Origin of the sequence: Streptomyces sp. NPDC005728, from assembly GCF_040630895.1 — a bacterium.
GTDB lineage: Bacteria > Actinomycetota > Actinomycetes > Streptomycetales > Streptomycetaceae > Streptomyces.
The window spans coordinates 35,066-55,911 of sequence record NZ_JBEXYL010000008.1; the positions used below are offsets into that span (position 1 = coordinate 35,066).

General features: G+C 72.4%; 21 protein-coding genes and 2 riboswitches. Of the genes, 11 read left to right on the forward strand and 10 right to left on the reverse strand.

From position 1 onward, the window contains the following. Nucleotides 1-20: 20 nt before the first annotated feature. The 3 genes from ABZ471_RS08315 to ABZ471_RS08325 form a co-directional block, all read right to left on the reverse strand. Complete coding sequence (locus tag ABZ471_RS08315) at nucleotides 21-707, reverse strand: SCO2322 family protein (protein ID WP_359063793.1); 687 nt, start codon at nucleotides 705-707, stop codon at nucleotides 21-23. Further along, nucleotides 704-1,945: a prenyltransferase/squalene oxidase repeat-containing protein gene (locus ABZ471_RS08320; RefSeq protein WP_359063795.1), complete on the reverse strand. Its 1,242-nt coding sequence runs from the start codon at nucleotides 1,943-1,945 to the stop codon at nucleotides 704-706. The genes ABZ471_RS08315 and ABZ471_RS08320 overlap by 4 nt, the downstream gene beginning before the upstream one ends. 115 nt (nucleotides 1,946-2,060) lie before the next feature. Further along, a riboswitch (cobalamin riboswitch) is annotated at nucleotides 2,061-2,192 on the reverse strand. A 545-nt stretch (nucleotides 2,193-2,737) separates the two neighbouring features. Continuing rightward, nucleotides 2,738-3,784: a hypothetical protein gene (locus tag ABZ471_RS08325; protein ID WP_359063797.1), complete on the reverse strand. Its 1,047-nt coding sequence runs from the start codon at nucleotides 3,782-3,784 to the stop codon at nucleotides 2,738-2,740. Nucleotides 3,785-4,043: 259 nt separating this feature from the next. On the opposite strand from ABZ471_RS08325, the gene ABZ471_RS08330 reads away from it, so the two are divergent. The 4 genes from ABZ471_RS08330 to ABZ471_RS08345 all read left to right on the forward strand — a co-directional run bounded on the left by ABZ471_RS08330 (nucleotide 4,044) and on the right by ABZ471_RS08345 (nucleotide 8,138). Then, on the forward strand, nucleotides 4,044-4,745 hold the full coding sequence (locus ABZ471_RS08330) for an XRE family transcriptional regulator (protein WP_359063799.1): 702 nt from the start codon (nucleotides 4,044-4,046) through the stop codon (nucleotides 4,743-4,745). 102 nt (nucleotides 4,746-4,847) lie between these two features. Further along, nucleotides 4,848-5,456, forward strand: a complete 609-nt coding sequence (locus tag ABZ471_RS08335; protein WP_359063801.1) for a hypothetical protein — start codon at nucleotides 4,848-4,850, stop codon at nucleotides 5,454-5,456. Next, complete coding sequence (locus ABZ471_RS08340) at nucleotides 5,456-6,733, forward strand: MAB_1171c family putative transporter (protein ID WP_359064047.1); 1,278 nt, start codon at nucleotides 5,456-5,458, stop codon at nucleotides 6,731-6,733. Before ABZ471_RS08335 ends, ABZ471_RS08340 begins: the two co-directional genes overlap by 1 nt. Beyond that, the gene (locus ABZ471_RS08345; protein WP_359063803.1) at nucleotides 6,726-8,138 is read left to right on the forward strand and encodes an FAD-dependent monooxygenase; all 1,413 of its coding nucleotides are present in this window, start codon (nucleotides 6,726-6,728) and stop codon (nucleotides 8,136-8,138) included. The genes ABZ471_RS08340 and ABZ471_RS08345 overlap by 8 nt, the downstream gene beginning before the upstream one ends. Nucleotide 8,139: 1 nt before the next feature. Here the strand turns inward: ABZ471_RS08345 and ABZ471_RS08350 are convergent, their stop codons facing one another. After that, nucleotides 8,140-9,168: an MBL fold metallo-hydrolase gene (locus ABZ471_RS08350; protein ID WP_359063805.1), complete on the reverse strand. Its 1,029-nt coding sequence runs from the start codon at nucleotides 9,166-9,168 to the stop codon at nucleotides 8,140-8,142. Nucleotides 9,169-9,232: 64 nt separating this feature from the next. Then, nucleotides 9,233-9,661, reverse strand: a complete 429-nt coding sequence (locus tag ABZ471_RS08355; RefSeq protein ID WP_359063807.1) for a hypothetical protein — start codon at nucleotides 9,659-9,661, stop codon at nucleotides 9,233-9,235. Between ABZ471_RS08355 and ABZ471_RS08360 the strand changes: the two genes are divergently transcribed. The 3 genes from ABZ471_RS08360 (at nucleotide 9,660) to ABZ471_RS08370 (ending at nucleotide 12,107) form a co-directional block, all read left to right on the forward strand. Further along, complete coding sequence (locus tag ABZ471_RS08360; protein WP_359063809.1) at nucleotides 9,660-10,064, forward strand: hypothetical protein; 405 nt, start codon at nucleotides 9,660-9,662, stop codon at nucleotides 10,062-10,064. The genes ABZ471_RS08355 and ABZ471_RS08360 overlap by 2 nt on opposite strands. A 355-nt stretch (nucleotides 10,065-10,419) precedes the next feature. Then, on the forward strand, nucleotides 10,420-11,871 hold the full coding sequence (locus tag ABZ471_RS08365) for an aldehyde dehydrogenase (protein ID WP_359063811.1): 1,452 nt from the start codon (nucleotides 10,420-10,422) through the stop codon (nucleotides 11,869-11,871). Nucleotides 11,872-11,873: 2 nt separating this feature from the next. Further along, complete coding sequence (locus ABZ471_RS08370) at nucleotides 11,874-12,107, forward strand: ferredoxin (RefSeq protein ID WP_359063813.1); 234 nt, start codon at nucleotides 11,874-11,876, stop codon at nucleotides 12,105-12,107. Between the two features lie 86 nt (nucleotides 12,108-12,193). Continuing rightward, a riboswitch (TPP riboswitch) is annotated at nucleotides 12,194-12,369 on the forward strand. Between the two features lie 53 nt (nucleotides 12,370-12,422). Here ABZ471_RS08370 and ABZ471_RS08375 read toward each other — a convergent pair. Next, nucleotides 12,423-13,055 carry a TetR family transcriptional regulator gene (locus tag ABZ471_RS08375; protein ID WP_359063815.1) on the reverse strand — a complete coding sequence of 211 codons (633 nt, stop codon included), beginning with the start codon at nucleotides 13,053-13,055 and terminating at the stop codon, nucleotides 12,423-12,425. A 220-nt stretch (nucleotides 13,056-13,275) separates the two neighbouring features. On the opposite strand from ABZ471_RS08375, the gene ABZ471_RS08380 reads away from it, so the two are divergent. From ABZ471_RS08380 to ABZ471_RS08395, 4 genes are all read left to right on the forward strand, one after another. Further along, nucleotides 13,276-14,679, forward strand: a complete 1,404-nt coding sequence (locus ABZ471_RS08380; RefSeq protein ID WP_359063817.1) for a glycosyltransferase family 4 protein — start codon at nucleotides 13,276-13,278, stop codon at nucleotides 14,677-14,679. Beyond that, nucleotides 14,673-15,425, forward strand: coding sequence for a class I SAM-dependent methyltransferase (locus ABZ471_RS08385; protein WP_359063819.1), 753 nt, complete (start codon nucleotides 14,673-14,675; stop codon nucleotides 15,423-15,425). Before ABZ471_RS08380 ends, ABZ471_RS08385 begins: the two co-directional genes overlap by 7 nt. Next, entirely contained in the window at nucleotides 15,422-16,492 is a 1,071-nt protein-coding gene (locus tag ABZ471_RS08390) for a prenyltransferase/squalene oxidase repeat-containing protein (protein WP_359063822.1), read from the forward strand. The genes ABZ471_RS08385 and ABZ471_RS08390 overlap by 4 nt, the downstream gene beginning before the upstream one ends. Nucleotides 16,493-16,605: 113 nt before the next feature. Further along, the gene (locus tag ABZ471_RS08395) at nucleotides 16,606-17,178 is read left to right on the forward strand and encodes a hypothetical protein (protein ID WP_359063824.1); all 573 of its coding nucleotides are present in this window, start codon (nucleotides 16,606-16,608) and stop codon (nucleotides 17,176-17,178) included. Here ABZ471_RS08395 and ABZ471_RS08400 read toward each other — a convergent pair. The 4 genes from ABZ471_RS08400 to ABZ471_RS08415 form a co-directional block, all read right to left on the reverse strand. Continuing rightward, a complete protein-coding gene (locus tag ABZ471_RS08400; RefSeq protein ID WP_359063826.1) occupies nucleotides 17,175-18,185 on the reverse strand; it encodes an LLM class F420-dependent oxidoreductase in 1,011 nt (336 codons plus the stop codon). The genes ABZ471_RS08395 and ABZ471_RS08400 overlap by 4 nt on opposite strands. A gap of 105 nt (nucleotides 18,186-18,290) precedes the next feature. After that, nucleotides 18,291-19,109, reverse strand: coding sequence for a hypothetical protein (locus ABZ471_RS08405; RefSeq protein ID WP_359063829.1), 819 nt, complete (start codon nucleotides 19,107-19,109; stop codon nucleotides 18,291-18,293). Between the two features lie 85 nt (nucleotides 19,110-19,194). Continuing rightward, nucleotides 19,195-20,151 (reverse strand): N-acetylmuramoyl-L-alanine amidase, encoded by a 957-nt coding sequence (locus tag ABZ471_RS08410; RefSeq protein ID WP_359063831.1) that lies wholly within the window; start codon nucleotides 20,149-20,151, stop codon nucleotides 19,195-19,197. 10 nt (nucleotides 20,152-20,161) lie between these two features. After that, a complete protein-coding gene (locus ABZ471_RS08415) occupies nucleotides 20,162-20,824 on the reverse strand; it encodes a class I SAM-dependent methyltransferase (RefSeq protein ID WP_359063833.1) in 663 nt (220 codons plus the stop codon). Nucleotides 20,825-20,846: the final 22 nt, after the last annotated feature.

Genomic DNA, 20,846 nt, shown 5'->3' on the forward strand with positions numbered 1-20,846 from the left:
GTGCCGCCGCGCCTCGTGGGTCAGTCACGTCGGCGCCGTCGTGCCTGCCAAGCCGCTGTTGCGCCGAGCAGTACGACCACACTCGCTCCCGCCAGCAGCCCCAGCGAAGGGCCGCCACCCGAGTCCTTCTTCTCCTGCTTCTCCTGCCCCACAGCGCCCGTCCCGTCCGTGGACACCTGCTCACCGCACCCCTTCTGCGGATACCCGCCGATCGCGCACAGCAGGGCGTTGCTGTCGTAGCGGAGGGGCTTGGCCGTCGCGGCCAGGGCCTCGGCCGCCGTCGCGTCGGGGGAGACGCGGGCGCAGGCCGTACGGCGGGCGGGCGGGGTCTCGCCGGACGGGGCGTCCGCGGACGTGCCGAAGTCGATGACGAGCGCCACCCGCTTCGTACCCTGCTTCGCGGGCGTCCCCGCGCAGATCGTCGTGAAGTCCGCCGTGCCGCGCGGCCGGCTCGCGTCCGCGGAGTCCTCGCTCACCGCGAAGCGGAAGCCCTGGACGGCGCCGTCGTCGGGACGCGCCGTCGACGGGCCCGCGGTGGCGTACGACCACCGGCCGCCGTCCCGGTCCCAGAAGGACCAGTAGCGGTAACCGGCGGCATGCGCCTGGGAGGTACCGGCGAGGGCGAGGGCGAGGGCGAGGGCGAGGGCGAGGGCGAGGGCGAGGAGCGCGGCGGCCGGCAGGGCCGCGGCACGGCGGACGGCGGTCACGGCTGCTGCTTCTTCCGGCGGCCGCTGAGCAGGAAGCCGATGCCGATGCCGGCGACGAGGCCGACGCCGACGATCCACCAGACGCGGGTGCCCGAGTCGCTCTCCGTCGTCTCGTCGGGTTCCACGGTGCGGCCGGCCGCCTGCGGGGCCGGACCGGTCGCGTTGAGCGCCTCCACCAGGTTCGTGCCGCCGAAGTCCCGCGGCTGGGCGCCGACCGCGTGGGCGGCGAGGATCAGCTGGGCGTAGGCGGCCGGACCGCTCTGCTGCGCCCACTTCGCGGCGTTCTTCTCCAGCCAGGCGTACGGCTTCTTCGCCTGCGCCGTCCGCCCGTCCGCCGCGAGCGCGACGACCGTGTCCGCGGTGTTGCCGTAGTCGGGCTGGTCCTCGGCGCCGGCCAGGACGGACTTGAGGTGGCCGGTCGAGGCGACGGCGGCCGTGAGGTAGGCGACGGCGTTGTCCGCCACCTGCGCCGGGGTGGGCTTGGCCGAGGCGGTGCAGGCGGGGGTCTTGTCGCCGGCCTTGTCCTCGGCCTTCCCGGGCTCCACGACGAACCCCTTGCCGAGCGCGCCCAGCGCTCCGGCCGCCGTCGCGTCCGCGTTGGCGGCCAGCTTGCCCTTCTTGTCCGGCTGGTAGGCGAGCGCCCCGGCCCCGGAGCCGTCGCAGGGCAGGGACCACTTGGCCAGCAGGTCGTACGGGTTCTTGCCCTTGATGTGCAGCTGGGCGGGGTCCTGGCCGACCGCGGCGAACGCGCCGATCACGACGCCGGTGGAATTGGTGTCGCTGGGAGCGCCGGGGAAGTAGCCCCAGCCGCCGTCCTTGTTCTGGAGCGGCGTCAGCCAGACCAGGGCCTTGCGGACGGCGGCGTCGTGGCCGCCGAGCGTCTGCAGCGCCTGGACGGCGGCGGCCGTGCTGTTGGTGTCGGGCTGGGCGCCGCCCTTGCCCCCACAGGGCTTGGTGGTGTCGGCGCGGAACGCGGCGAAGCCCCCCTTGTCGCACTGCTGCCCGAGCAGCCAGTCGACGGCCGAGGCGGCCGGATGGTAGCCGAGTGTGCGCTGGGCGAGCAGGGCGAGGGACTGGCGCCAGACACCGTCGTACTTCGGGTCCGCCTTGCCGAACAGCCCGGACGGGACCGTCACCTTGGGGGACGCGGACGGGGACGGGTCGGCGGCCGTGGCGGGCGCGGCTGCGGCCAGCACGCCTATCGCGGCGAGAGCCGCGGCACTGCGGCGGACGTTCATGGTCGGCGACTGCCTCTCCCTGCGGGGAACCGGCAGCGCACGGGAACACCCCGGGCGGCTCGGCTCCGTAAACCTCGACGGTGCCGTGCACGGCGGGCCGCCGCGCACGCGAGCCGGTCAACGTCCCGTGCGGGGCAGTCCGGCTCACCGTCGGGTGACGAACGGCTCACGGTTGCGGGTCAGCGCCGGAATTGCACCGGCTTCCCCCCGTACGGGTGTGATGACGACTCCGCCACTTTACCGGCAGCCGTGCGCGGGCCGAGGGGTGGCCGTGGGCACAGGGGAGTGGTGACCGGGGTCACGCGATATCCGGACACCGCCGACGCGACCGCCCGGCTTCCCGGACAGTTCGGGTGCTGCAGGACCCGCGGCGACCGACCGTCGCGGCTGGTGGAGGAGTTGACCGGGGCATGGGGTCGGCCAAGCCGTGTACGCGCGGGCTGGCTGAGCCGCGGGCCGGGCGGTCAAGCCGCGTGCGGGCGGGCTGTTGGGGTGATGGTTGCGCTCAGGTGGTGGGCCATGCGGCGCAGGGTGTGTTCGCAGTCTGCGGGGCTGTCACCTTCGGTGACCCAGTGCGTGGCCCGGCCGGCCGCGGGCGGTCGAGGAGTTGACCCGGGCATGGAGCCGGTCAAGCCGCGTGCGGGCGGGCTGCTGGGGTGATGGTTGCGCTCAGGTGGTGGGCCATGCGGCGCAGGGTGTGTTCGCAGTCTGCGGGGCTGTCACCTTCGGTGACCCAGTGCGTGGCCCGGCCGGCCGCGGGCGGTCGAGGAGTTGACCCGGGCATGGAGCCGGTCAAGCCGCGTGCGGGCGGGCTGTTGGGGTGATGGTTGCGCTCAGGTGGTGGGCCATGCGGCGCAGGGTGTGTTCGCAGTCTGCGGGGCTGTCGCCCTCGGCGACCCAGTGCGCGAGCCGGTCGGCCGGGTCCGCGTGGGCGGCCGCCGTGACGTGGTCGCCGGGTCGCCGGGTGAGGACCATGCGCTCGGCGGACGGCTCGGAACCGGCGGCGGGGGCCATGTCCAGGTGGGTGAGGCTGCCGGTCGCGGCCGGGTAGGCGAACTGGATCGCGGCCGCCCGCTGCCGGGTCGGGGCCACGTCCGGGATCCCGCCGGTTGCCAGTGCGGCGGCGGCTCGCGCGAGGTCGACGCCGGTGGCCCGCTCGACCAGCAGCGGGATCAGGTCGCCGGGCAGATGCGGTACGACGTCCGTGACGCGGGGGCCGCGGGCGGTGAGCCGCAGGCCGATGCGGACGACGGTGTGCGTGAGGCCGAGCGCCCGCACGGTCCGTTCCACCGTGTGCCGGAGGAAGGGGTTGTGCAGCAGTCCGTCATGGGCGTGCACGGAGTGCCGCAGCGGCTGCCGGGCGGGCGGCGGGCCCGGGGTCGTACGGGTGAGTGCGGCGATGCGGACCTCGTCGTCCAGGACGACGGCCTCCACCGAGACCAGCGGGCCCTCGCCGTCCTCCCGGCCGGCCGGCGCGATCCGGTGGCGGGCGAGCAGCGTCTGTAACGCGGCCGGGCCGGTGCAGGCCGCGGCCGCCTCGTACGGGATGCCGGGCAGCCGCAGCCGGGCGGCGACGAGAGCGGCGGCGGTCAGGTGCTCCCTCGTCCAGGTCAGTACGCCGTCGATCCCGTGCCGTGCCGCGTGGTGCGCGACGGCCTCGGCGGTGGCGTCCTCCTGGCCGGGGTCGGCCGCGATGTGGCCGGCCAGGTAGGGGCGTGCCCAGGCGGGCGGCGCCGGGTCGACCAGCACCACCGGGTGGACCGCCGCGATCCGCGCGAGCGGGTGCTCGCCGTACGCGGCCCGGCCGCCGGCCCCGAGGAGAAGGACGGACTGCGGCATCGGAGCCTCACCTTCGCGGGGAGAAGGCGGACACAGGCAGACAGAGAGGCGCCCTGGATGCTGCTCCCCCATAGGCAGCACCCAGGGCGGGTCGATCTTGCTCTCTGTGCCTCGATCTTCACCCACCGCACCGTCAACTGTCAACGATTGCTGCCATTTTCAGCAGCGGGTGTTGTCATGTCTGGTCGGCGCCCGGGGGACCGGGTAGCCTCGCGTCAGCTCAGCCACCGAACGGACGACACGCCCAGGGGGGACCTCGGTGAGTGACGCCTACGCCCCGCTGGCGGACGCGCTGGACCGACTCGGAGAGCTGACCGGCCGCCCCGGCCGGCTGCCGGAGGTCCTGGACGTGGCCGGCCTCTCCTACCGCACCGGCATCCCCGTCGGTGTCCTCGTCGAGCTGCTCTCGGGAGGCCGGGCGCCGGAGACCGGTCTCGCCCAACGGGTCCGGCAGCGGCTGGACTTCATCCGCGAGACCCGGCGCCGGGCCGACGGCAAGCGGTACTCGCTGGACGAGCTGGCCAGGATCGCCGGAACCAGCCGGCAGTGGCTGAGCGAGTGGCGCAAGAGTGGTATGCCGGGCCTCGAACACACCGACCGGCTGCGCCGGTTCTTCGGGCTGCCGGCGGGCTTCTTCATCGCGGACGAACCGGAGGCGCTGCACGAGGCGTTGCGGCCGGTGCTGCAGAGCCTGGAGGCGGAGGCCGACCCGCTGCTGCGGCTGCGGGAGAGCGGGCTCGTACGACTGGCCGCGCGCGCCCCGCAGATGAACGCCCGTCAGCTGTCCACCCTCGCGGACCTGGCAGAGATGATCATCACCTCGGAGCGGGCGGGAGGTCCGGAGGACGCGCAGGGTGCCGAGGGCCTGAAGAGCGCCGTGGACCCGAAGAGCGCCGTGGACCCGAAGGGTGTCGCGGGTCTGAAGGGCGTCGCGGGTCTGAAGGGTGCCGGGCGTGCCTGATTCGGTTCTGGCCGTAAATGATCGTTCCGTGCACGGGAACGTGCAGTTCAAGCCTTCCTGGCTCTATGGTCGCCGCACGCCTGCCGACCGCAAGGACGACGAATGAGCCCCGACAGTTCGCCGAAGTCCCGCAGACCGACGAGATCGCCGAAATCGCCGAAGCGGTTCCTCGAACGGCTCGTCCGCGACACGGCCCGGACGCTGACCCCGCCCACCGAGCCGAAGGCGTTCCTGCACGCGGTCTGTGCCACGCTCAGCCCGCAGCTCGACCGTCCGGTCAGGCTGAAGTTCGTCGCCTTCCCGCCCGGCCTGGACGTCTCCGGCGTCACCTTCGCGATGGACGAGGAGTACATCGTCGTGGTCGAGGACCGGGCGCCGGACGAGCACAAGTTCGTCATCGCGGGGCACGAGATCGGCCACATCCACTACCAGACGCTGGACGTGCACTACCCGGCCGGCATGCCCGCCGCGGCGCGCCGGCTGCTGTCCCAGGCCGAGGAGGACATCCCCTGGGACCAGGTGGTCGCCGTGGCCACCCGGTCGCCCGCCGCGACGGCGGCCGCGGCGGAATGGGAGGCAGAGGAGTGCGGGCTGCGGCTCGCGGCGAAGTTCTCCAGGGTCGTGGGTCCGGGCGCGGCGTCCGGCCGTACGACCCAGGACACCCTCACCGGGCGGCTGTCGTCCTCGCTGGGCAACATCGGCGGGCCGTGATGCGCTGGGACCTGGCGGGTTCCTTCACCGCCTACGCCGTCCCGGCCGTGCTGCTCGCGGTGGCCTTCGTGATCAAGCTGCCGCTGCTGCGGCGGGCCTGGCAGGACCCGATCCTGAGGGCCACCGCGCTGCTGCTCGGCATCGGCGCGATCGTCTTCGCCTCGCTGCCGCCGGGAAACCTGCACCGCATCAACGAGATCACCGGCGTGCCCAACTTCGCGGGACTGTGGGTCTATTCCCTGCTCACCGCGTACTGCGGGGCCTGTCTCTGGCTGATCATCACCTGGCGCGAGCCCCCGTCGGCGGTCCGCCGTCGGCGCACCCGTACGGTCCGGATGGTCTACGCCGCCATCATCCTCGGCCTGTGGACGACCTTCCTGCTCGGCGACCCCCATGTGGAGCGGCTGCGGGACCTCGACACCTACTACGCCAACACGCCCTGGATGCGCGAGTTCGCCCTGCTCTACCTGGTCGCGCACATGGTCTCCGCGGTGGTCGCGGCGGGCATCCTGTGGGCCTGGTTCAAGGAGGTCGAGGACACCTGGCTGCGCCGGGCCGTGGTCTTCCTCCAGGTCGCCTACGCGCTCGGGCTCATCTTCGACATCGCCAAGCTCGCCGCGATCGGCGCCCGCTGGAGCGGCCGTGACTGGGACTGGCTGTCGACGTACGTCGCGCCGCCGTTCGCCATCGCCGAGGCGGGACTGGTCGCGGTGGGCTTCATCGCCGGGCAGGCCGGCCCGGTCGTGGAGGAGCGCCGTCGCCTGGTCCGCACCCACCGGCGCCTCAAGCCCCTGTGGCAGGCGATGCTGACCGTCACGGCCCCGTCCGCCCCGGCGACCGGGCGGGTCAGCGGCGCCGCCCTCCGCCTGGAACTGCGCCGGGCCGCCATCAACGACGGCCTCCTCAAACTCGCCCCCCACCTCAGCACCTCCCGCCGCATCCGAACCCACCGGTCGGCCACGGCAGCCGGCTACCCCGACGCCGCCGCACGGGGCATCGCGGGAGCGGTGGACATCCTGCTCGCAACGGAAGCGCTGCGCTCGGCCGAGGCGGGGGAGGAGCGGACGGCACCCGAGCAGCCGGTGCCCGCGCAGGTGCCGCCGGCCGAGTCCGGGTCCGGATCCGGGCCCGTTCCCGTCGGTCTGTCCGAGCCTCCCGCCGATGTCCCCGACAGTGAGCTGGAGTGCGTCGCGCAGGCCCTGCGGTTGCATGCGTCGGTTGTCGAATCGTTCCGCCGGGAGGCGGTCGCCACAGAAGGTCGCACCTCATATGCCTGACATACGCACCGCCCGCCGGACCGCGCTCGTGATCGGCGGCAGTACGGCCGGCATGCTCGCCGCCTCCGTGCTCGCGAGCCGCTTCCACGAGGTCACGATCGTGGAGGCCGACCGGCTGCCGGAGGGACCCGAGCCGCGCAAGGGGCTGCCCCAGGCCCGCCACGCCCACCTGCTGTGGTCCGGCGGCGTGACCGCGCTGGAGGAACTGCTGCCGGGCGTCACCGGGGAACTGGTCGGCAAGGGGGCCGGGCTGATCGACGTGATGGCGGACCTGGTGAGCAAGGCGCCCTCGGGCCAGTGGTTCCGGCGGTTCACCGACTCCCGGCACCACATGATCGTGTGCAGCCGGGACCTGCTGGACGCGGTGATCCGGGCCGACGTCCTCGCCCGGCGCCGCATCACGCTGCTCGACGGTACGAGGGTGGTGGGCCTCGCGGACGAGAAGGGGCGGGTGACCGGCATCCGCGTACCGCACGGGCCGGACGGACGGCCGGCCACCCTCCACGCCGACCTGGTGATCGACGCGAGCGGCCGCGGCTCCCAGGCACAGAAGTGGCTCCAGGAACTCGGCCACGCCCCGGTGGAGGAGCGGGTGGTCGACGCGGGCGTCGCCTACGCCAGCCGCGTCTACGCCGCCCCCGGCGGTACCACCGGGCTGCGCTACCCGGTCGTGAACGTCCAGGCCGACCCACGGGACGCGCCCGGCCGGGGCGGAGTCGTCGTACCGATCGAGGGCGACCGCTGGCTGGTCACGCTCTCGGGCACCCGCGGCGGCCGGCCCACCGCCGATCCGGACGAGTTCGAGCACTTCGCGCTCACCGGCCTCAAGGACCCGGTCATCGGCCACCTCCTCGCCCAGGCCAAGCCGCTCACCGACCCGGTCACCACCCGCAGCACGGCCAACCGCCGCCGCTACTACGAGAACGCGGAGACCTGGCCGGACGGCTTCGCGGTCATCGGGGACGCCGTCGCCGGGTACAACCCGGTCTACGGCCACGGCCTCTCCGTCGCCGCGCAGAGCGTGCAGGCACTCGGCCGGGTCCTCGACCGCCACGGTCCCACCGCCCCCGGCACCGCGCGCCGCATCCAGCGCGCGGTGGCCGGGCCGGTCGGCAACGCCTGGAACCTGGCGGTGGGCCAGGACGCCTACTACCCCGGGGCCGCGGCCAATCCGCCGACCGCCGTCGAGCGGCTGCTCACCGCGTACGTCGACAAGGCGGTCGCCGCCGGATCCGAGAACCCGCGCGCCCTGCACGGCCTGCTGGACGTGATGAGCCTGAAGACGCCGGCGGCCCGTCTTTTCGCCCCCGACATGCTGTGGAACATCTGCTTCGGCCCCCGCAGGGGACCCCTGCCCGGCCCGCCGCTGAGCCAGGAGGAACGGGAGGCGGCGGGCCTCGGCTGACTCACACCGCCACGTACGCCACCGGCTCACTCCCCGGCACCGGTTCCGCGCGCCCCAGCTTGACCAGGCGTCGCAGATGGGCCTCGGCCTCCGAGACCGCGATGTTCCGCGACCCGTAGGGGATGTCGGGCCAGGGACGGTTCCACTCCATGTGCTCGGCCAGTTGCCAGGGGGTGAGCGGCTCGGAGAGGAGGGCGAGCAGGCCGGTGAGGCGTTCCTCGTGGTGGCTGAGCAACTGCCCTACCCGGGCGGGCGCGTCGGTGAAGGCGTGCTGGTGGGCCGGGAGCACCTCGGCGGGGGCGAGACGGCCCACCCGCTCCAGGGAGTCGAGGTAGTCGCCGAGGGGGTCGGTGACGGTGGCGTCGTCGGGGTCCTCGTACAGGCCGATGTGCGGGGTGATCTCCGGGAGGACGTGGTCGCCGCTGAACAGTCGCCCGTGGCCAGGCAGTCGGGCCGGGTGCGCCTCCTCCAGATGCAGGCAGACGTGGCCGGGCGTGTGGCCCGGGGTCCATATCGCGCGCAGCCGGCGGCCGGGCAGGCCGAGGAGTTCGCCGGGGACGATCTCGCGGTCCGGCAGGGCGGGCGCGAGGCCGGGCAGGGTACGGCGGCCCCGGGCGGCGCGCAGCGGGGCGATGTGTTCCTCGGGCGCCCCTGCCGCCGCCAACTTTGCGGCCATGTACGCGTACCAGCGCCCCGGACGCGTCTCCCGCGCCCTGCGTACGAGGGCGGCGTCGGCCGCGTGCATCGCCACCCACGCCCCGGAGGCCTCGCGGACCTGCCCCGACAGCCCGTGGTGGTCCGGATGGTGGTGGGTGATGACCACCCCGTGCACCTCCGCGACGGACGTGCCACAGGCGGTCAGCCCGTCCGTCAGGGCCGCCCAGGACGCCGGGTCGTCCCAGCCCGTGTCCACCAGGACCGGACCCCGGTCGGTGTCCACGACGTACACCAGCGTGTGACCGAGGGGGTTGTCCGGGATCGGGACCTGGACCGACCGTACGCCCCCGCCGTGATCGAACGTCTTCGACATCCGTCCTCCACCCCGTCGCCCGCGCCCCACAACCATGGCCACTATAGCCAGAACTGACAAGCCGTCAGATATCCCGGAGCAAGTCGAACACCTCCGGGCTCGCCACGCGCCCGGGCCGTCCTGCGCCCCTGCCGGCCGCGGGCGGTACCTCGACCGGATGCGTGTGCCCACGCTGCGAGTGATGATGGCAGGGGGTGCCGACGACGTCGAAGACGTCCCCACACCACTTGGTGCCGTTGGCCGCGCAGTGCAGGGTGTAGACCGAGCCGCCCTGAGTGATGATCTTGTAGAACGCGTCACTGCCCTGGGCGTCGACCGACACGTCGCAGACCGGGGAATTGGTGGGGAAGCCGGTGATCGTGCTGAGGTCGATCCAGCCGGCGGTGTTGGCGGGGCCGGAAACGATGTTCGGGTTGTCCGGGTTGGTGTTGGTGTTGGGGCGCCTTCCGGCGAAGGGCACCCCATTGACGAGTGCGGCGAGGAATTGCTCCATGCCGTTCGACTTCGCCGAATCGACGCCGGTGCCGCACGCCGTCGCGGTGGCGGTCACGGTCGCGGTCGCCGTTGCGGTGGTGGTGGCGGTCACGGTCGCCGTCGCGGTGGTGGTCGCCGTAGCCGTAGCCGTAGCCGTAGCCGTAGCCGTAGCCGTAGCCGTAGCCGTAGCCGTCGCCGTCTTCGTCACCGTGACGGTGGGCTTCGGGTGCTGGGTCTCGCAGTCGTCGTCGCCGCCCGCACGATGGCGTGGCTTGTCGTGGTCGCAGTGGGGGTCACTGACGTACGTCGCGCCCGACCGGGAGGTCACGCCGGCGGCCACCGCCACCGCGGGGGTCGCCACCGTGACCGTCACCGCTGTCGCGATCGCGGCGAGCCTGCGGACCCTGTTGAGCCCGCCGTGAGCCGCCGGCCCGAGGTGCGAGGTCGTCCTGCGCTCAGGACTCATGTGGGTACTCCTTGTCCTTGGAGTCTCGGGCGTTCCCCGAGTCTGAGTGCGAGCTCGACCTGGGCACACCGGAGCACCGGTGCAATCATGAGGAAACACGCTTGTAGATCAATAAATCGGACTAGTCCTTGCCTCCTGAACGAGGTGCCTCCACGGACGGCCCGCGCGGTATCACGCCGCCGGTGCCCGCGCCGGCGGCAAACCCGCTGGTGCGGGCCTCTTCGGTGCCGGCCATTGCTCCCTATAACTAGAACTGATATCAGTTCTGAAACAGCGTCAGAAACATGCAGTGCGGCGGGAGGCAGTCGGCCATGACCGAGCTCGTGGAACACGGACAGCTGTTCATCGGCGGGGAGTTGACCGAACCCCTGGGCAAGGACGTCATCGAGGTGATCTCCCCGCACACCGAGGAGGTCATCGGCCGGGTGCCGCACGCCTCCCGCCAGGACGTCGACCGGGCGGTGGCCGTCGCGCGCCGGGCCTTCGACGAAGGCCCCTGGCCGCGTGCGACGTTGGAGGAGCGGATCGAGGTCGTCACCCGGATCAAGGACGGCATCGCCGCCCGGCACGAGGAGATCGCCCGGGTGATCTCCTCGGAGAACGGCTCCCCGTACTCCTGGAGCGTCCTCGCCCAGGCGCTCGGCGCGATGATGGTGTGGGACTCGGCGATCCGGGTCGCACGGGACTTCACGTACGAGGAGCGCCGCGACGGGGTCCTCGGCCCGATCCTGGTGCGGCGCGAACCGGTGGGCGTGGTCGCGGCCGTCGTCCCGTGGAACGTCCCGCAGTTCGTGGCCGCGGCCAAGCTCGCCCCCGCGCTGCTGACCGGCTGCACGGTCGTGCTCAAACCGTCCCCGGAGTCCCCGCTGGACGCGTACCTGCTCGGTGAGATCGCCCGCGAGGCCGGCCTGCCGGAGGGCGTCCTGTCGATCCTCCCCGCCGACCGCGAGGTCAGCGAGTACCTGGTCGGGCACCCCGGCATCGACAAGGTCTCCTTCACCGGCTCGGTCGCGGCCGGCAGGCGGGTGATGGAAGTGGCCGCCCGGAATCTCACCCGGGTCACGCTGGAGCTGGGTGGCAAGTCGGCGGCGGTCGTGCTGCCCGACGCGGACGTGTCGGCGGCGGTCGCGGGCATCGTCCCGGCGGCCTGGATGAACAACGGGCAGGCGTGTGTCGCCCAGACCCGCATCCTCGTCCCGCGCGCCCGCTACGACGAGTTCGCGGACGCCTTCGCGCAGGCGGCGGGCGCCCTGCAGGTCGGCGACCCGCTGGATGCGGCCACCCAGGTCGGCCCTCTGGTCGCCCGGCGCCAGCAGCAGCGCAACCTCGACTACATCCGGATCGGCCAGGAGGAGGGTGCCAAGATCCTCACGGGCGGCGGCCGCCCGGCCGGTCTCGAGCGCGGTTGGTACGTGGAGCCCACCCTCTTCGGCGACGTCGACAACTCCATGCGGATCGCCCGCGAGGAGATCTTCGGCCCCGTGATCTGCCTGCTCCCCTACGGCGACGAGCAGGAGGCCGTGAAGATCGCCAACGACTCGGACTACGGCCTGTCCGGCAGCGTGTGGACGGCCGACGTCGAGCACGGCATCGAGGTCGCCCGGCAGGTCCGTACCGGCACCTACTCCGTCAACACCTTCAGCCTCGACATGCTCGGCCCGTTCGGCGGCTACAAGAACTCGGGGCTGGGGCGGGAGTTCGGCCCCGAGGGCTACGGCGAGTACCTCGAGCACAAGATGATCCACCTGCCGGCGGGGGCGTAGGGATGGGCGACCGCTGGCACGTCGAGGTCGACCGGTCCGTGTGCATCGGCTCGGCCCAGTGCCTCCACCATGCCCCGGACGGCTTCCGTCTCGACACCGCCCGCCAGTCCCACCCCGCCGAACCGGACACCGACGCGAGCGAACAGGTCCTGGACGCGGCCGAGAGCTGCCCGGTGGAGGCGATCGTGATCACCCTGCTGGGCAGCGGGGAGCCGGTGTTCCCACCCGAGGAGTAGCCCCCGCGCGACGGCACGTCATGATGGAAATTTTTCCCATTTGTCGGGTTCCGTCGCGCCTATCGGGATTATCCTGATAGAGCCTACGAGGCGAGTGAGGGAGTCCGACCGGAGTAGCCGACTTTGGCGAGACGCACAGGCATCCGCCGAGGCCGACAGCGACGGTAGGGCTGAGAGGCCGAAAAGCAGCAGTCAGGCCGGACGGCGACCCCTAACACCTGATCCGGTTCATACCGGCGAAGGGAACCCGTCTCGTAGGTTTCGTCTGTCCCGGCGAGGGTCCGTCGCCGAGGCCACCCCCTTGTCACGAGGGTGTCAGTGCGACGCGTCCGGGTCCGTCAGGTCGATCAGCCGGCACACCGTCTCGATGTCGATCTTCACCTGTGCGATGGAGGCGCGGCCCGAGAGCCAGGTGATCAGGGCCGAGTGCCAGGTGTGCTCGATGACCCGGACCGCGGAGAGCTGCTGCGGGGTCGGGTGCTCCAGCCCCACCGCGTCCAGGATGATCGCCGTGGTCTGCCGGGAGACCTGGTCGACCTCGGGGGAGACGCTGCGGTCGGCGAAGGTGAGGGCGCGGACCATCGCGTCGGCCAGGTGCGGCTCCCGCTGCAGGGCGCGGAAGGCCCGCATCAGGGTCTCCGCGACCCGCTCGGCCGCCGTGTCGCCCGCCGGGGGCTTCTTGCGCAGGGTGCCGTGCATGTGCTCCAGCTGGTCCTGCATGGTGGCGACCAGCAGGTGCACCTTGGACGGGAAGTAGCGGTACAGGGTGCCGAGGGCCACCTGCGAGGACTCGGCGACCTCGCGCATCTGTACGGCGTCGAAACCGCCCCGGCTGGCCAGCTGCGCGCTCGCGTGCAGGATCCGGCGTCGGCGGGCCTCCTGCCGCTCGGTCAGCGGCGCCGAAGGGGGCCGGACGCTACTGGCTTCCAGCTTGGATTCCGCAGGCATGGGACCCGTTCCGTGACAGTCGGTGAGGACATCTGTAGGGCACGTGATCATCCTGCACGGCGGGGGTCCGGGCCGTGGCGTGAATCACCTGATCCACTGCTCCCAGTGCCCCTACCTGCCGGTAGATTCAGAGCCTCTTGAACGATCAAGTCTGAAACTTGTTCTAGATTAGCGTCCCGTCGTAGTGTCGCGGGACAGTGCAGGGAGAAGGGGGCCCGGAGTGACCGCTGAGGCCAGTCAGGCGGGTCCCCGACCGGACCTCGCAGCCGACGGCGAGCGACCGCTCAACATCGCGCTTCTCACCTATAAAGGGAACCCGTTCTGCGGCGGCCAGGGCGTCTACGTACGGCACCTCTCCCGCGAGCTGGCCCGCCTCGGCCACCGGGTGGAGGTCATCGGCTCGCAGCCCTACCCCGTCCTGGACGAGAGGTACGAGGGCCTGAGCCTGACCGAGCTGCCCAGCCTCGACCTGTACCGCCAGCCCGACCCCTTCCGGACCCCCCAGCGGGACGAGTACCGGGACTGGGTCGACGCCCTGGAGGTCGCCACCATGTGGACCGGCGGCTTCCCCGAACCGCTGACGTTCTCCCTGCGCGCCCGCCACCATCTGCGCGCCCGGCGCGGTGAGTTCGACGTCGTCCACGACAACCAGACGCTCGGCTACGGCCTGCTCGGCGACATCGGCGCGCCCCTGGTCACCACCATCCACCACCCCATCACCGTCGACCGGCAGCTGGAGCTGGACGCGGCCGAGGGCTGGAAGCGCCGCTACTCGGTGCGCCGCTGGTACGCCTTCACCCGGATGCAGAAGCGCGTCGCCCGCCGCCTGCCCTCCGTGCTCACCGTCTCCGGCACCTCCCGCCAGGAGATCGTGGACCACCTCGGCGTCCGCGACGACCGCATCCACGTCGTCCACATCGGCGCCGACACCGACCTGTTCGCGCCGAATCCGGCCGTCCCCCAGGTGCCCGGACGGATCGTCACCACCTCCAGTGCGGACGTGCCCCTCAAGGGCCTGGTCTTCCTCGTCGAGGCGCTCGCGAAGGTGCGCACCGAGCACCCGGCCGCCCACCTCGTCGTCGTCGGCAAGCGCCCCCAGGAGGGCCCGGTCGCCCAGGCCGTCGAGCGCTACGGCCTCGACGGCGCCGTCGACTTCGTCAAGGGCATCTCCGACGCCGAACTGGTCGACCTGATCCGCTCGGCGGAGGTCGCCTGCGTGCCCTCGCTCTACGAGGGCTTCTCGCTGCCCGCCGCCGAGGCCATGGCCACCGGCACCCCGCTGGTCGCCACCACCGGCGGCGCGATCCCCGAGGTCGCCGGCCGTGACGGCGAGACCTGCCTGGCCGTACCGCCGGGTGACGCGGGTGCGCTGGCCGCCGGGCTCGGCCGGCTGCTGGGGGACCCGGAGCTGCGGGTGCGGCTCGGTACGGCGGGCCGGCAGCGGGTGCTGGAGAGGTTCACCTGGGCCCGCGCCGCCGAGGGAACGGTAGCCCGCTACCGCGAGGCCATCGCCGTCCCCCACGCGGGCACGGCCCCCGGCCGCTCCGCGGCCGCAGCGAGCGCTGCCCCGGCACCCGCCACGACCGACACCGGCATCTCTTCCGAAAGCAGGGCCACGTGCTGACCGTCGACTTCTCCCGGTTCCCGCTCGCCCCGGGCGACCGTGTCCTGGACCTCGGCTGCGGGGCCGGTCGGCACGCCTTCGAGTGCTACCGGCGCGGCGCGCAGGTCGTGGCCCTCGACCAGAACGCCGAGGAGATCCGCGAGGTCGCCAAGTGGTTCGCGGCGATGAAGGAGGCCGGCGAGGCACCGGAGGGCGCGACCGCGACCGCGATGGAGGGCGACGCCCTCGCGCTGCCCTTCCCGGACGAGTCCTTCGACGTCGTCATCATCTCCGAGGTGATGGAGCACATCCCCGACGACAAGGGCGTGCTCGCCGAGATGGTGCGCGTGCTGAAGCCCGGCGGCCGGATCGCGATCACCGTGCCGCGCTACGGGCCCGAGAAGGTCTGCTGGGCGCTGTCCGACGCCTACCACGAGGTCGAGGGCGGCCACATCCGCATCTACAAGGCCGACGAACTGCTGGCCAAGGTCCGCGAGGCGGGCCTGAAGCCGTACGGCACCCACCACGCGCACGGCCTGCACTCGCCGTACTGGTGGCTCAAGTGCGCCTTCGGCGTGGACAACGACAAGGCGCTGCCGGTGCGGGCGTACCACAAGCTGCTGGTCTGGGACATCATGAAGAAGCCGCTCGCCACCCGCATCGCCGAGCAGGCGCTGAACCCGGTCATCGGCAAGAGCTTCGTCCTCTACGCGACCAAGCCCCACCTGCCCCGGCTCGCCGAGACCGACGGGGCGGCCGCCAAGTGACCACTCCCCGGACAGAACACCTCGTCCTGCCCGGGGTCCTCACCGCCGAGCAGGCCGCCGCGACCGTGCGCGGCATCCTCGCCGTACAGCGGGAGGACGGGGCGATCCCGTGGTTCCGTGGCCACCACCTCGACCCGTGGGACCACACCGAGGCAGCCATGGCGCTGGACGCGGCCGGCGAACACGAGGCCGCCGAGCGGGCGTACACCTGGCTCGCCACCCACCAGAACGAGGACGGCTCCTGGTACGCCGCCTACGCCGACGGCGCCCACGACGATGTCACCGACCGCGCCCGCGAGTCGAACTTCGTCGCCTACATAGCCGTGGGCGTCTGGCACCACTACCTGTCCACCGGGGACGACACGTTCCTGGACCGCATGTGGCCCACCGTCTACGCGGCCGTCGAATGGGTGCTGCGGCTCCAGCAGCCCGGCGGCCAGATCGGCTGGCGCCGCGAGGACGACGGCACGCCCACCGCGGACGCGCTGCTCACCGGCAGCTCCTCCGTCCACCACGCCCTGCGCTGTGCCCTCGCCATCGCCGAGCAGCGTGAAGAGCCGCAGCCGGACTGGGAGTTGGCGGTGGGGTCGCTGCGTCACGCGATCCGCCGCCACCCCGAACGCTTCCTCGACAAGGACCGCTACTCGATGGACTGGTACTACCCGGTCCTCGGCGGCGCCCTGACCGGAGCGGAGGCCAAGTCCCGCATCGAGGCGGACTGGGACCGCTTCGTCGTGCCCGGGTTCGGCGTCCGCTGCGTGGTCCCCAACCCGTGGGTGACCGGCGGCGAGTCCAGTGAGCTGGCCCTGGCCCTGTGGGCGATGGGCGAGTCCGACCGCGCCCTGGAGATCCTCCAGTCCATCCAGCACCTGCGCGACGCGGAGAGCGGCCTGTACTGGACGGGCTACGTCTTCGAGGACAGCGCCATCTGGCCCCTCGAACTCACCACCTGGACCGCGGGCTCCCTCCTGCTCGCCGTCGCCGCCCTGGGCGGCCACGACGCCACGTGCGCGGTCTTCGGCGGGGAACAGCTGCCGGCCGGCCTGGACGCCGACTGCTGCCGCTGAACCACCGGCACCGGTTGAAACCCGGACGGCCCCGCCCGAGTGGCGGACATCGGCCGTCCGGGTGAGGCTGCCGTAGGAAGCACCCGCTCGGGGAGACACGTCCGGAGGACCCCGTGCCCGTACCGATACGGCGCCTCTGCGTGGCGCTCACCCTGTGCTGCGCCCTGCTGGCCGGCTCCACGGCCTGCGGCGCCAGCAGCAGTGACCAGACCCGTACGAAGACCACGGCGGAGGCGGTCGCCCTCGACGCGGCCACGCCCAGCCCGAGCACCTCGGCCGAGCGGCAGAAGTTCGCCAAGGCCCGGTTCGTGGCGAACGCGGGCCTCGCCGCCGGCGCGACCTACCAGTGGATCGTGAAGCCCTGGAAGGCGGGCAAGTTCAAGAAGGGCGCCAAGGGCCGCAAGCTGGCGCTGTTGAAGGCCGGCCTGGCCGGCGCCTTCGCCTACAACCGGCTCAAGGCCGCCCAGAAGAACGCCCAGGGCGACCCGACGCTCTCCAAGGCCCTCGCACCGCTCACGGCCGGCATCGAAGCCCTGAAGAACCTGCCCGCCAAGCTGCGCAAGGGCGACGACAACGCGGCCGGTTCCTTCGACGACATCATCAACAAGGTGAAGGAAGCAGGCCAGGATGCCGGCGCCCCGGTCAAGGACCAGGTGCCGTCCGCCTCGCAGCTGAGCGGCGGCTAGGAGTTCAGTTCCGCCAGCACCCTGAGGGTGTGCGGGTCCGGTGACAGGGCCAGCAGGTCCGTCACCGGGCCCTTGCGCCACAACTCCAGGCGTTCCGCTATGCGTTCGCGCGGGCCCACCAGGGAGATCTCGTCGGCGAAGGCGTCCGGCACGGCCAGCACGGCCTCCTCGCGCCGCCCGGCCAGGAACAGCTCCTGGATCCGCCGCGCCTCCTCCTCGTAGCCCATGCGGGCCATGAGGTCGGCGTGGAAGTTGCGCGCCGCATGCCCCATCCCGCCGATGTAGAAGCCGAGCATGGCCTTCACGGGCAGCAGCCCCTCCGCCACGTCGTCACACACCTTCACCCGGGCCATCGGCGCCACCATGAACCCCTCGGGCAGCTCCCGTACCGCGTCCCCGTACACCTCGGGCCGGCTCGGCGCCCAGTACAGCGGCAGCCAGCCGTCGGCGATCCTGGTCGTCTGGGCCACGTTCTTGGGGCCCTCCGCGCCCAGCAGCACGGGGAGACCGGGGCGCAGGGGGTGGGTGATCGGCTTCAGCGGCTTGCCCAGACCGGTCCCGTCCGCACCCCGGTACGGCAGCGGATGGAAGGAGCCGTCCGCCTCCACCGGCGCCCGGCGCCGCAGCACCTGGCGTACGACGTCCACGTACTCCCTGGTCGCGGTCAGCGGCGACCTGGGGAACGGCCGGCCGTACCAGCCCTCCACCACCTGCGGCCCGGACAGGCCGAGCCCGAGCAGCACGCGGCCGCCGGAGAGGTGGTCCAGGGTGAGCGCGTGCATCGCGGTGGCGGTCGGGGTGCGCGCCGCCATCTGGGCAACCGCCGTGCCCAGTCCGATCGTTGAGGTCTGCGCGGCGATCCAGGTCAGCGGTGTGAAGACGTCCGAGCCCCAGGACTCCGCCGTCCACACGGAGTGGTAGCCGAGCCGCTCCGCCTCGCGGGCCAGCGGCACATGACCGGCGTCCGGGCCGCGTCCCCAGTAGCCGAGTGCGAGACCGAGCCGCATGCCATGCCTCCTGACGTACCGTCAGTTCCTAGCCGGGAGGCGACTGTACGGCAACGGCCCCCCGCCCGGAAGGGCGAGGGGCCGCTCGGTGAACGGTCGTACGGCTCAGCCGCGCTGGATCCCCGTGGTGTCCTGGAGCACACCACGGCGGCCGTCCTGGGTCTGGGCGACCAGCGCGGCACCGCGCTGCTCGACCGCCAGGTACCAGGTGCCCGGCGCCAGTTCGGCGATCGGCGTCGGCGAGCCGTCCTCGGCGAACAGCGGACGCGTCATGGGCACGGCGAACCAGAACGGCGAGAAGTCCGATCCGGCAGCGGCCGGCTGCGGCGCCGGGGCGGCGGCCTGCGGGCCCGGCTGCCCGAACGGCTGGCCCGGCTGCGGCTGGGCACCGTACGGCTGCTGCGGGGCCGGTGCGCCCGGGTAGCCGTAACCGCCGGGCGGCTGGGCACCGTAGGGCTGCGGGGCCGCCCCCGGCTTGGGAGCCGGGACCAGGGCCGCCTGCAGAGCGGGGACCAGGGGGGTGGCGATGGCGGCTGCGGCCAGGAGGAGAGCGGCGATGAGGCCGAGGATGAGGCCGGAACCGGTGTCGACGCTCGAGCTGCCGAACTCGTCGCTGAACGCGCCCAACGGGTCGATGATCGTCCAGAACGAGGTCCACGCGGCAAAGAGCGTGAAGGCGACACCGACCTGGCCGAGTTCGAGGCCGGCGACCTTGCGAGGCTGCGGGAGGGCTCGGGCGACGACGATGAGGACCGCACCGATGATGCCGCCGACGTACATGCTCATCACCAGGCCGAGGTTGTCCCAGGCGTTGGGGATGTCGCTGCCGGAGGTGTCGAACGTGTCGAGGAACGACGCGATGAACAGCAGGACAGCTGCTCCGATCACCACGCCGTCGCCTCTAGTGAGGGAGCGGATATTCACTTCAAAGGTCCTTCGTAGGTCGTCACGTCGTCGGTAGACACTATCGTCCACATGATCGGCCTGTCCGGCCGGTTCCGCCCGACGGTCACGACCCACGCAGGAAACTCACGATTCCCTCAGAGATCCCCTGCGCGGCCTTCTGTCGCCAGGCGCCGCTGGTCAGCAGTGCCGCGTCCTTGCTATCGCGCATGTTGCCGCACTCGATGAAGACCTTGGGAACCGTTGACAGATTGAGACCGCCCAGGTCCTGACGTGTGACGAGACCGGTACCGTCGCCCACGTAGTTGGAGGGGGGTTCGCCCGTGACGCGCAGGAAGTTGCCCGCGACGCGCTCGCCGAGGTCGCGGGAGGAGTCGACGATCGGGCGGGTGTCCGCGGCGCCGGCGTGCACGGACGCGGGAAGGATGACGTGGAAGCCGCGGTCGCCCTCCGCCGAGCCGTCGGCGTGGACGGAGATGGCGGCGTCCGCGTGCGCCGTGTTGCCGATCCGGGCCCGCTCGTCGACGCACGGACCCCAGGGCGGGGAGTCGCCGTCGTGCGTCAACTTCACGGTGGCGCCCTGCTCTTCCAGGAGCGTGCGCAGCCGGTGGGCCACGTCCAGCGTGAACCGGGCCTCCGTGTAGCCCGAGTTGGTGGACGTGCCGGTGGTGTCGCACTCCTTCTTGTTCGTGCCGATGTCCACCGGGCGGTTGATCTCGGCCGTGTGCTGGAAGTTCCCGGGGTTGTGGCCCGGGTCGATGACGACGACCTTGCCCTTGAGGGTGCCGGAGGCAGCGGGGGCCGACGTCGTGGGCGTCGGGCTCGCCTGCTTGGCGTCGTCGGTGGCGGGCGCCGACCAGGGCTTGGCGGTGCTCGGCGAGGCCGCGGAGGTCCGCGCGCCCGCCGTGTCCGAGCCGCCGGAACCACCGGACCCGCCCACCGCCTCGTACACCAGCCAGCCCAGCAGGGCGCCGGGCACGAGCGCGGCGAGCGCGACGGTCAGCGGCCCGCGACGGGGTCGGCGGGGCTGCGGGGGATCGAAGTCAGGGCCTACGTACGACACGAGTGCGACTCTAACCGCGGGTCCGGATCGCCGCCTCCGTTCGCCGCAGGACGCGCAGCGAGCCGGTCGCCGACACCTCCGTGAAGGCACCGGAGCCGAGGGCGCGAAGGTAGACGCGGTAAGGGGCCTGGCCGGTGAACTCGTCCTCCGGGTGTGGGAAGACGTCGTGGATGACGAGCAGGCCGCCCTCGGCCACATGGGTGGCCCAGCCCTCGTAGTCGGCGTTCGCGTGCTCGTCGGTGTGGCCGCCGTCGACGAAGACGAGGCCGAGCGGGGAGTTCCAGATCGCGGCGATCTGCGGGGAGCGGCCGACCAGGGCGACCACGTGGTCCTCCAGGCCCGCCCCGTACAGGGTCCGGCGGAACGTCGGCAGCGTGTCCATCAGGCCGATCTCGGGGTCGACGGTCTCCGGGTCGTGGTAGTCCCAGCCGGGCTGCTGCTCCTCGCTGCCCCGGTGGTGGTCGACGGTGAGTGCGGTGACCCCGGCCTCGCGGGCGGCGTCGGCGAGCAGGATCGTGGACCGCCCGCAGTAGGTGCCGACCTCCAGCAGCGGCAGCCCCAGCTGCCCGGCCTCGACGGCGGCCGCGTACAGGGCGAGCCCCTCGTCCACGGGCATGAAGCCCTTCGCCGCCTCGAACGCGGCCAGGATCTCGGGCTTGGGTGCCGCGGTCATGGGGGTCCTTTCGGTTGTACGA

Coding starts and splice junctions, on each gene's coding strand:
- ABZ471_RS08375 (WP_359063815.1), bottom strand. CDS start 13,055: ATGCCTGCGGAATCCAAGCTGGAAGCCAGTAGCGTCCGGCCCCCTTCG.
- ABZ471_RS08400 (WP_359063826.1), bottom strand. CDS start 18,185: ATGCGGCTCGGTCTCGCACTCGGCTACTGGGGACGCGGCCCGGACGCC.
- ABZ471_RS08355 (WP_359063807.1), bottom strand. CDS start 9,661: ATGGAGCAATTCCTCGCCGCACTCGTCAATGGGGTGCCCTTCGCCGGA.
- ABZ471_RS08320 (WP_359063795.1), bottom strand. CDS start 1,945: ATGAACGTCCGCCGCAGTGCCGCGGCTCTCGCCGCGATAGGCGTGCTG.
- ABZ471_RS08360 (WP_359063809.1), top strand. CDS start 9,660: ATGCCGTTCGACTTCGCCGAATCGACGCCGGTGCCGCACGCCGTCGCG.
- ABZ471_RS08350 (WP_359063805.1), bottom strand. CDS start 9,168: ATGTCGAAGACGTTCGATCACGGCGGGGGCGTACGGTCGGTCCAGGTC.
- ABZ471_RS08370 (WP_359063813.1), top strand. CDS start 11,874: ATGGGCGACCGCTGGCACGTCGAGGTCGACCGGTCCGTGTGCATCGGC.
- ABZ471_RS08340 (WP_359064047.1), top strand. CDS start 5,456: ATGCGCTGGGACCTGGCGGGTTCCTTCACCGCCTACGCCGTCCCGGCC.
- ABZ471_RS08365 (WP_359063811.1), top strand. CDS start 10,420: ATGACCGAGCTCGTGGAACACGGACAGCTGTTCATCGGCGGGGAGTTG.
- ABZ471_RS08325 (WP_359063797.1), bottom strand. CDS start 3,784: ATGCCGCAGTCCGTCCTTCTCCTCGGGGCCGGCGGCCGGGCCGCGTAC.
- ABZ471_RS08415 (WP_359063833.1), bottom strand. CDS start 20,824: ATGACCGCGGCACCCAAGCCCGAGATCCTGGCCGCGTTCGAGGCGGCG.
- ABZ471_RS08335 (WP_359063801.1), top strand. CDS start 4,848: ATGAGCCCCGACAGTTCGCCGAAGTCCCGCAGACCGACGAGATCGCCG.
- ABZ471_RS08345 (WP_359063803.1), top strand. CDS start 6,726: ATGCCTGACATACGCACCGCCCGCCGGACCGCGCTCGTGATCGGCGGC.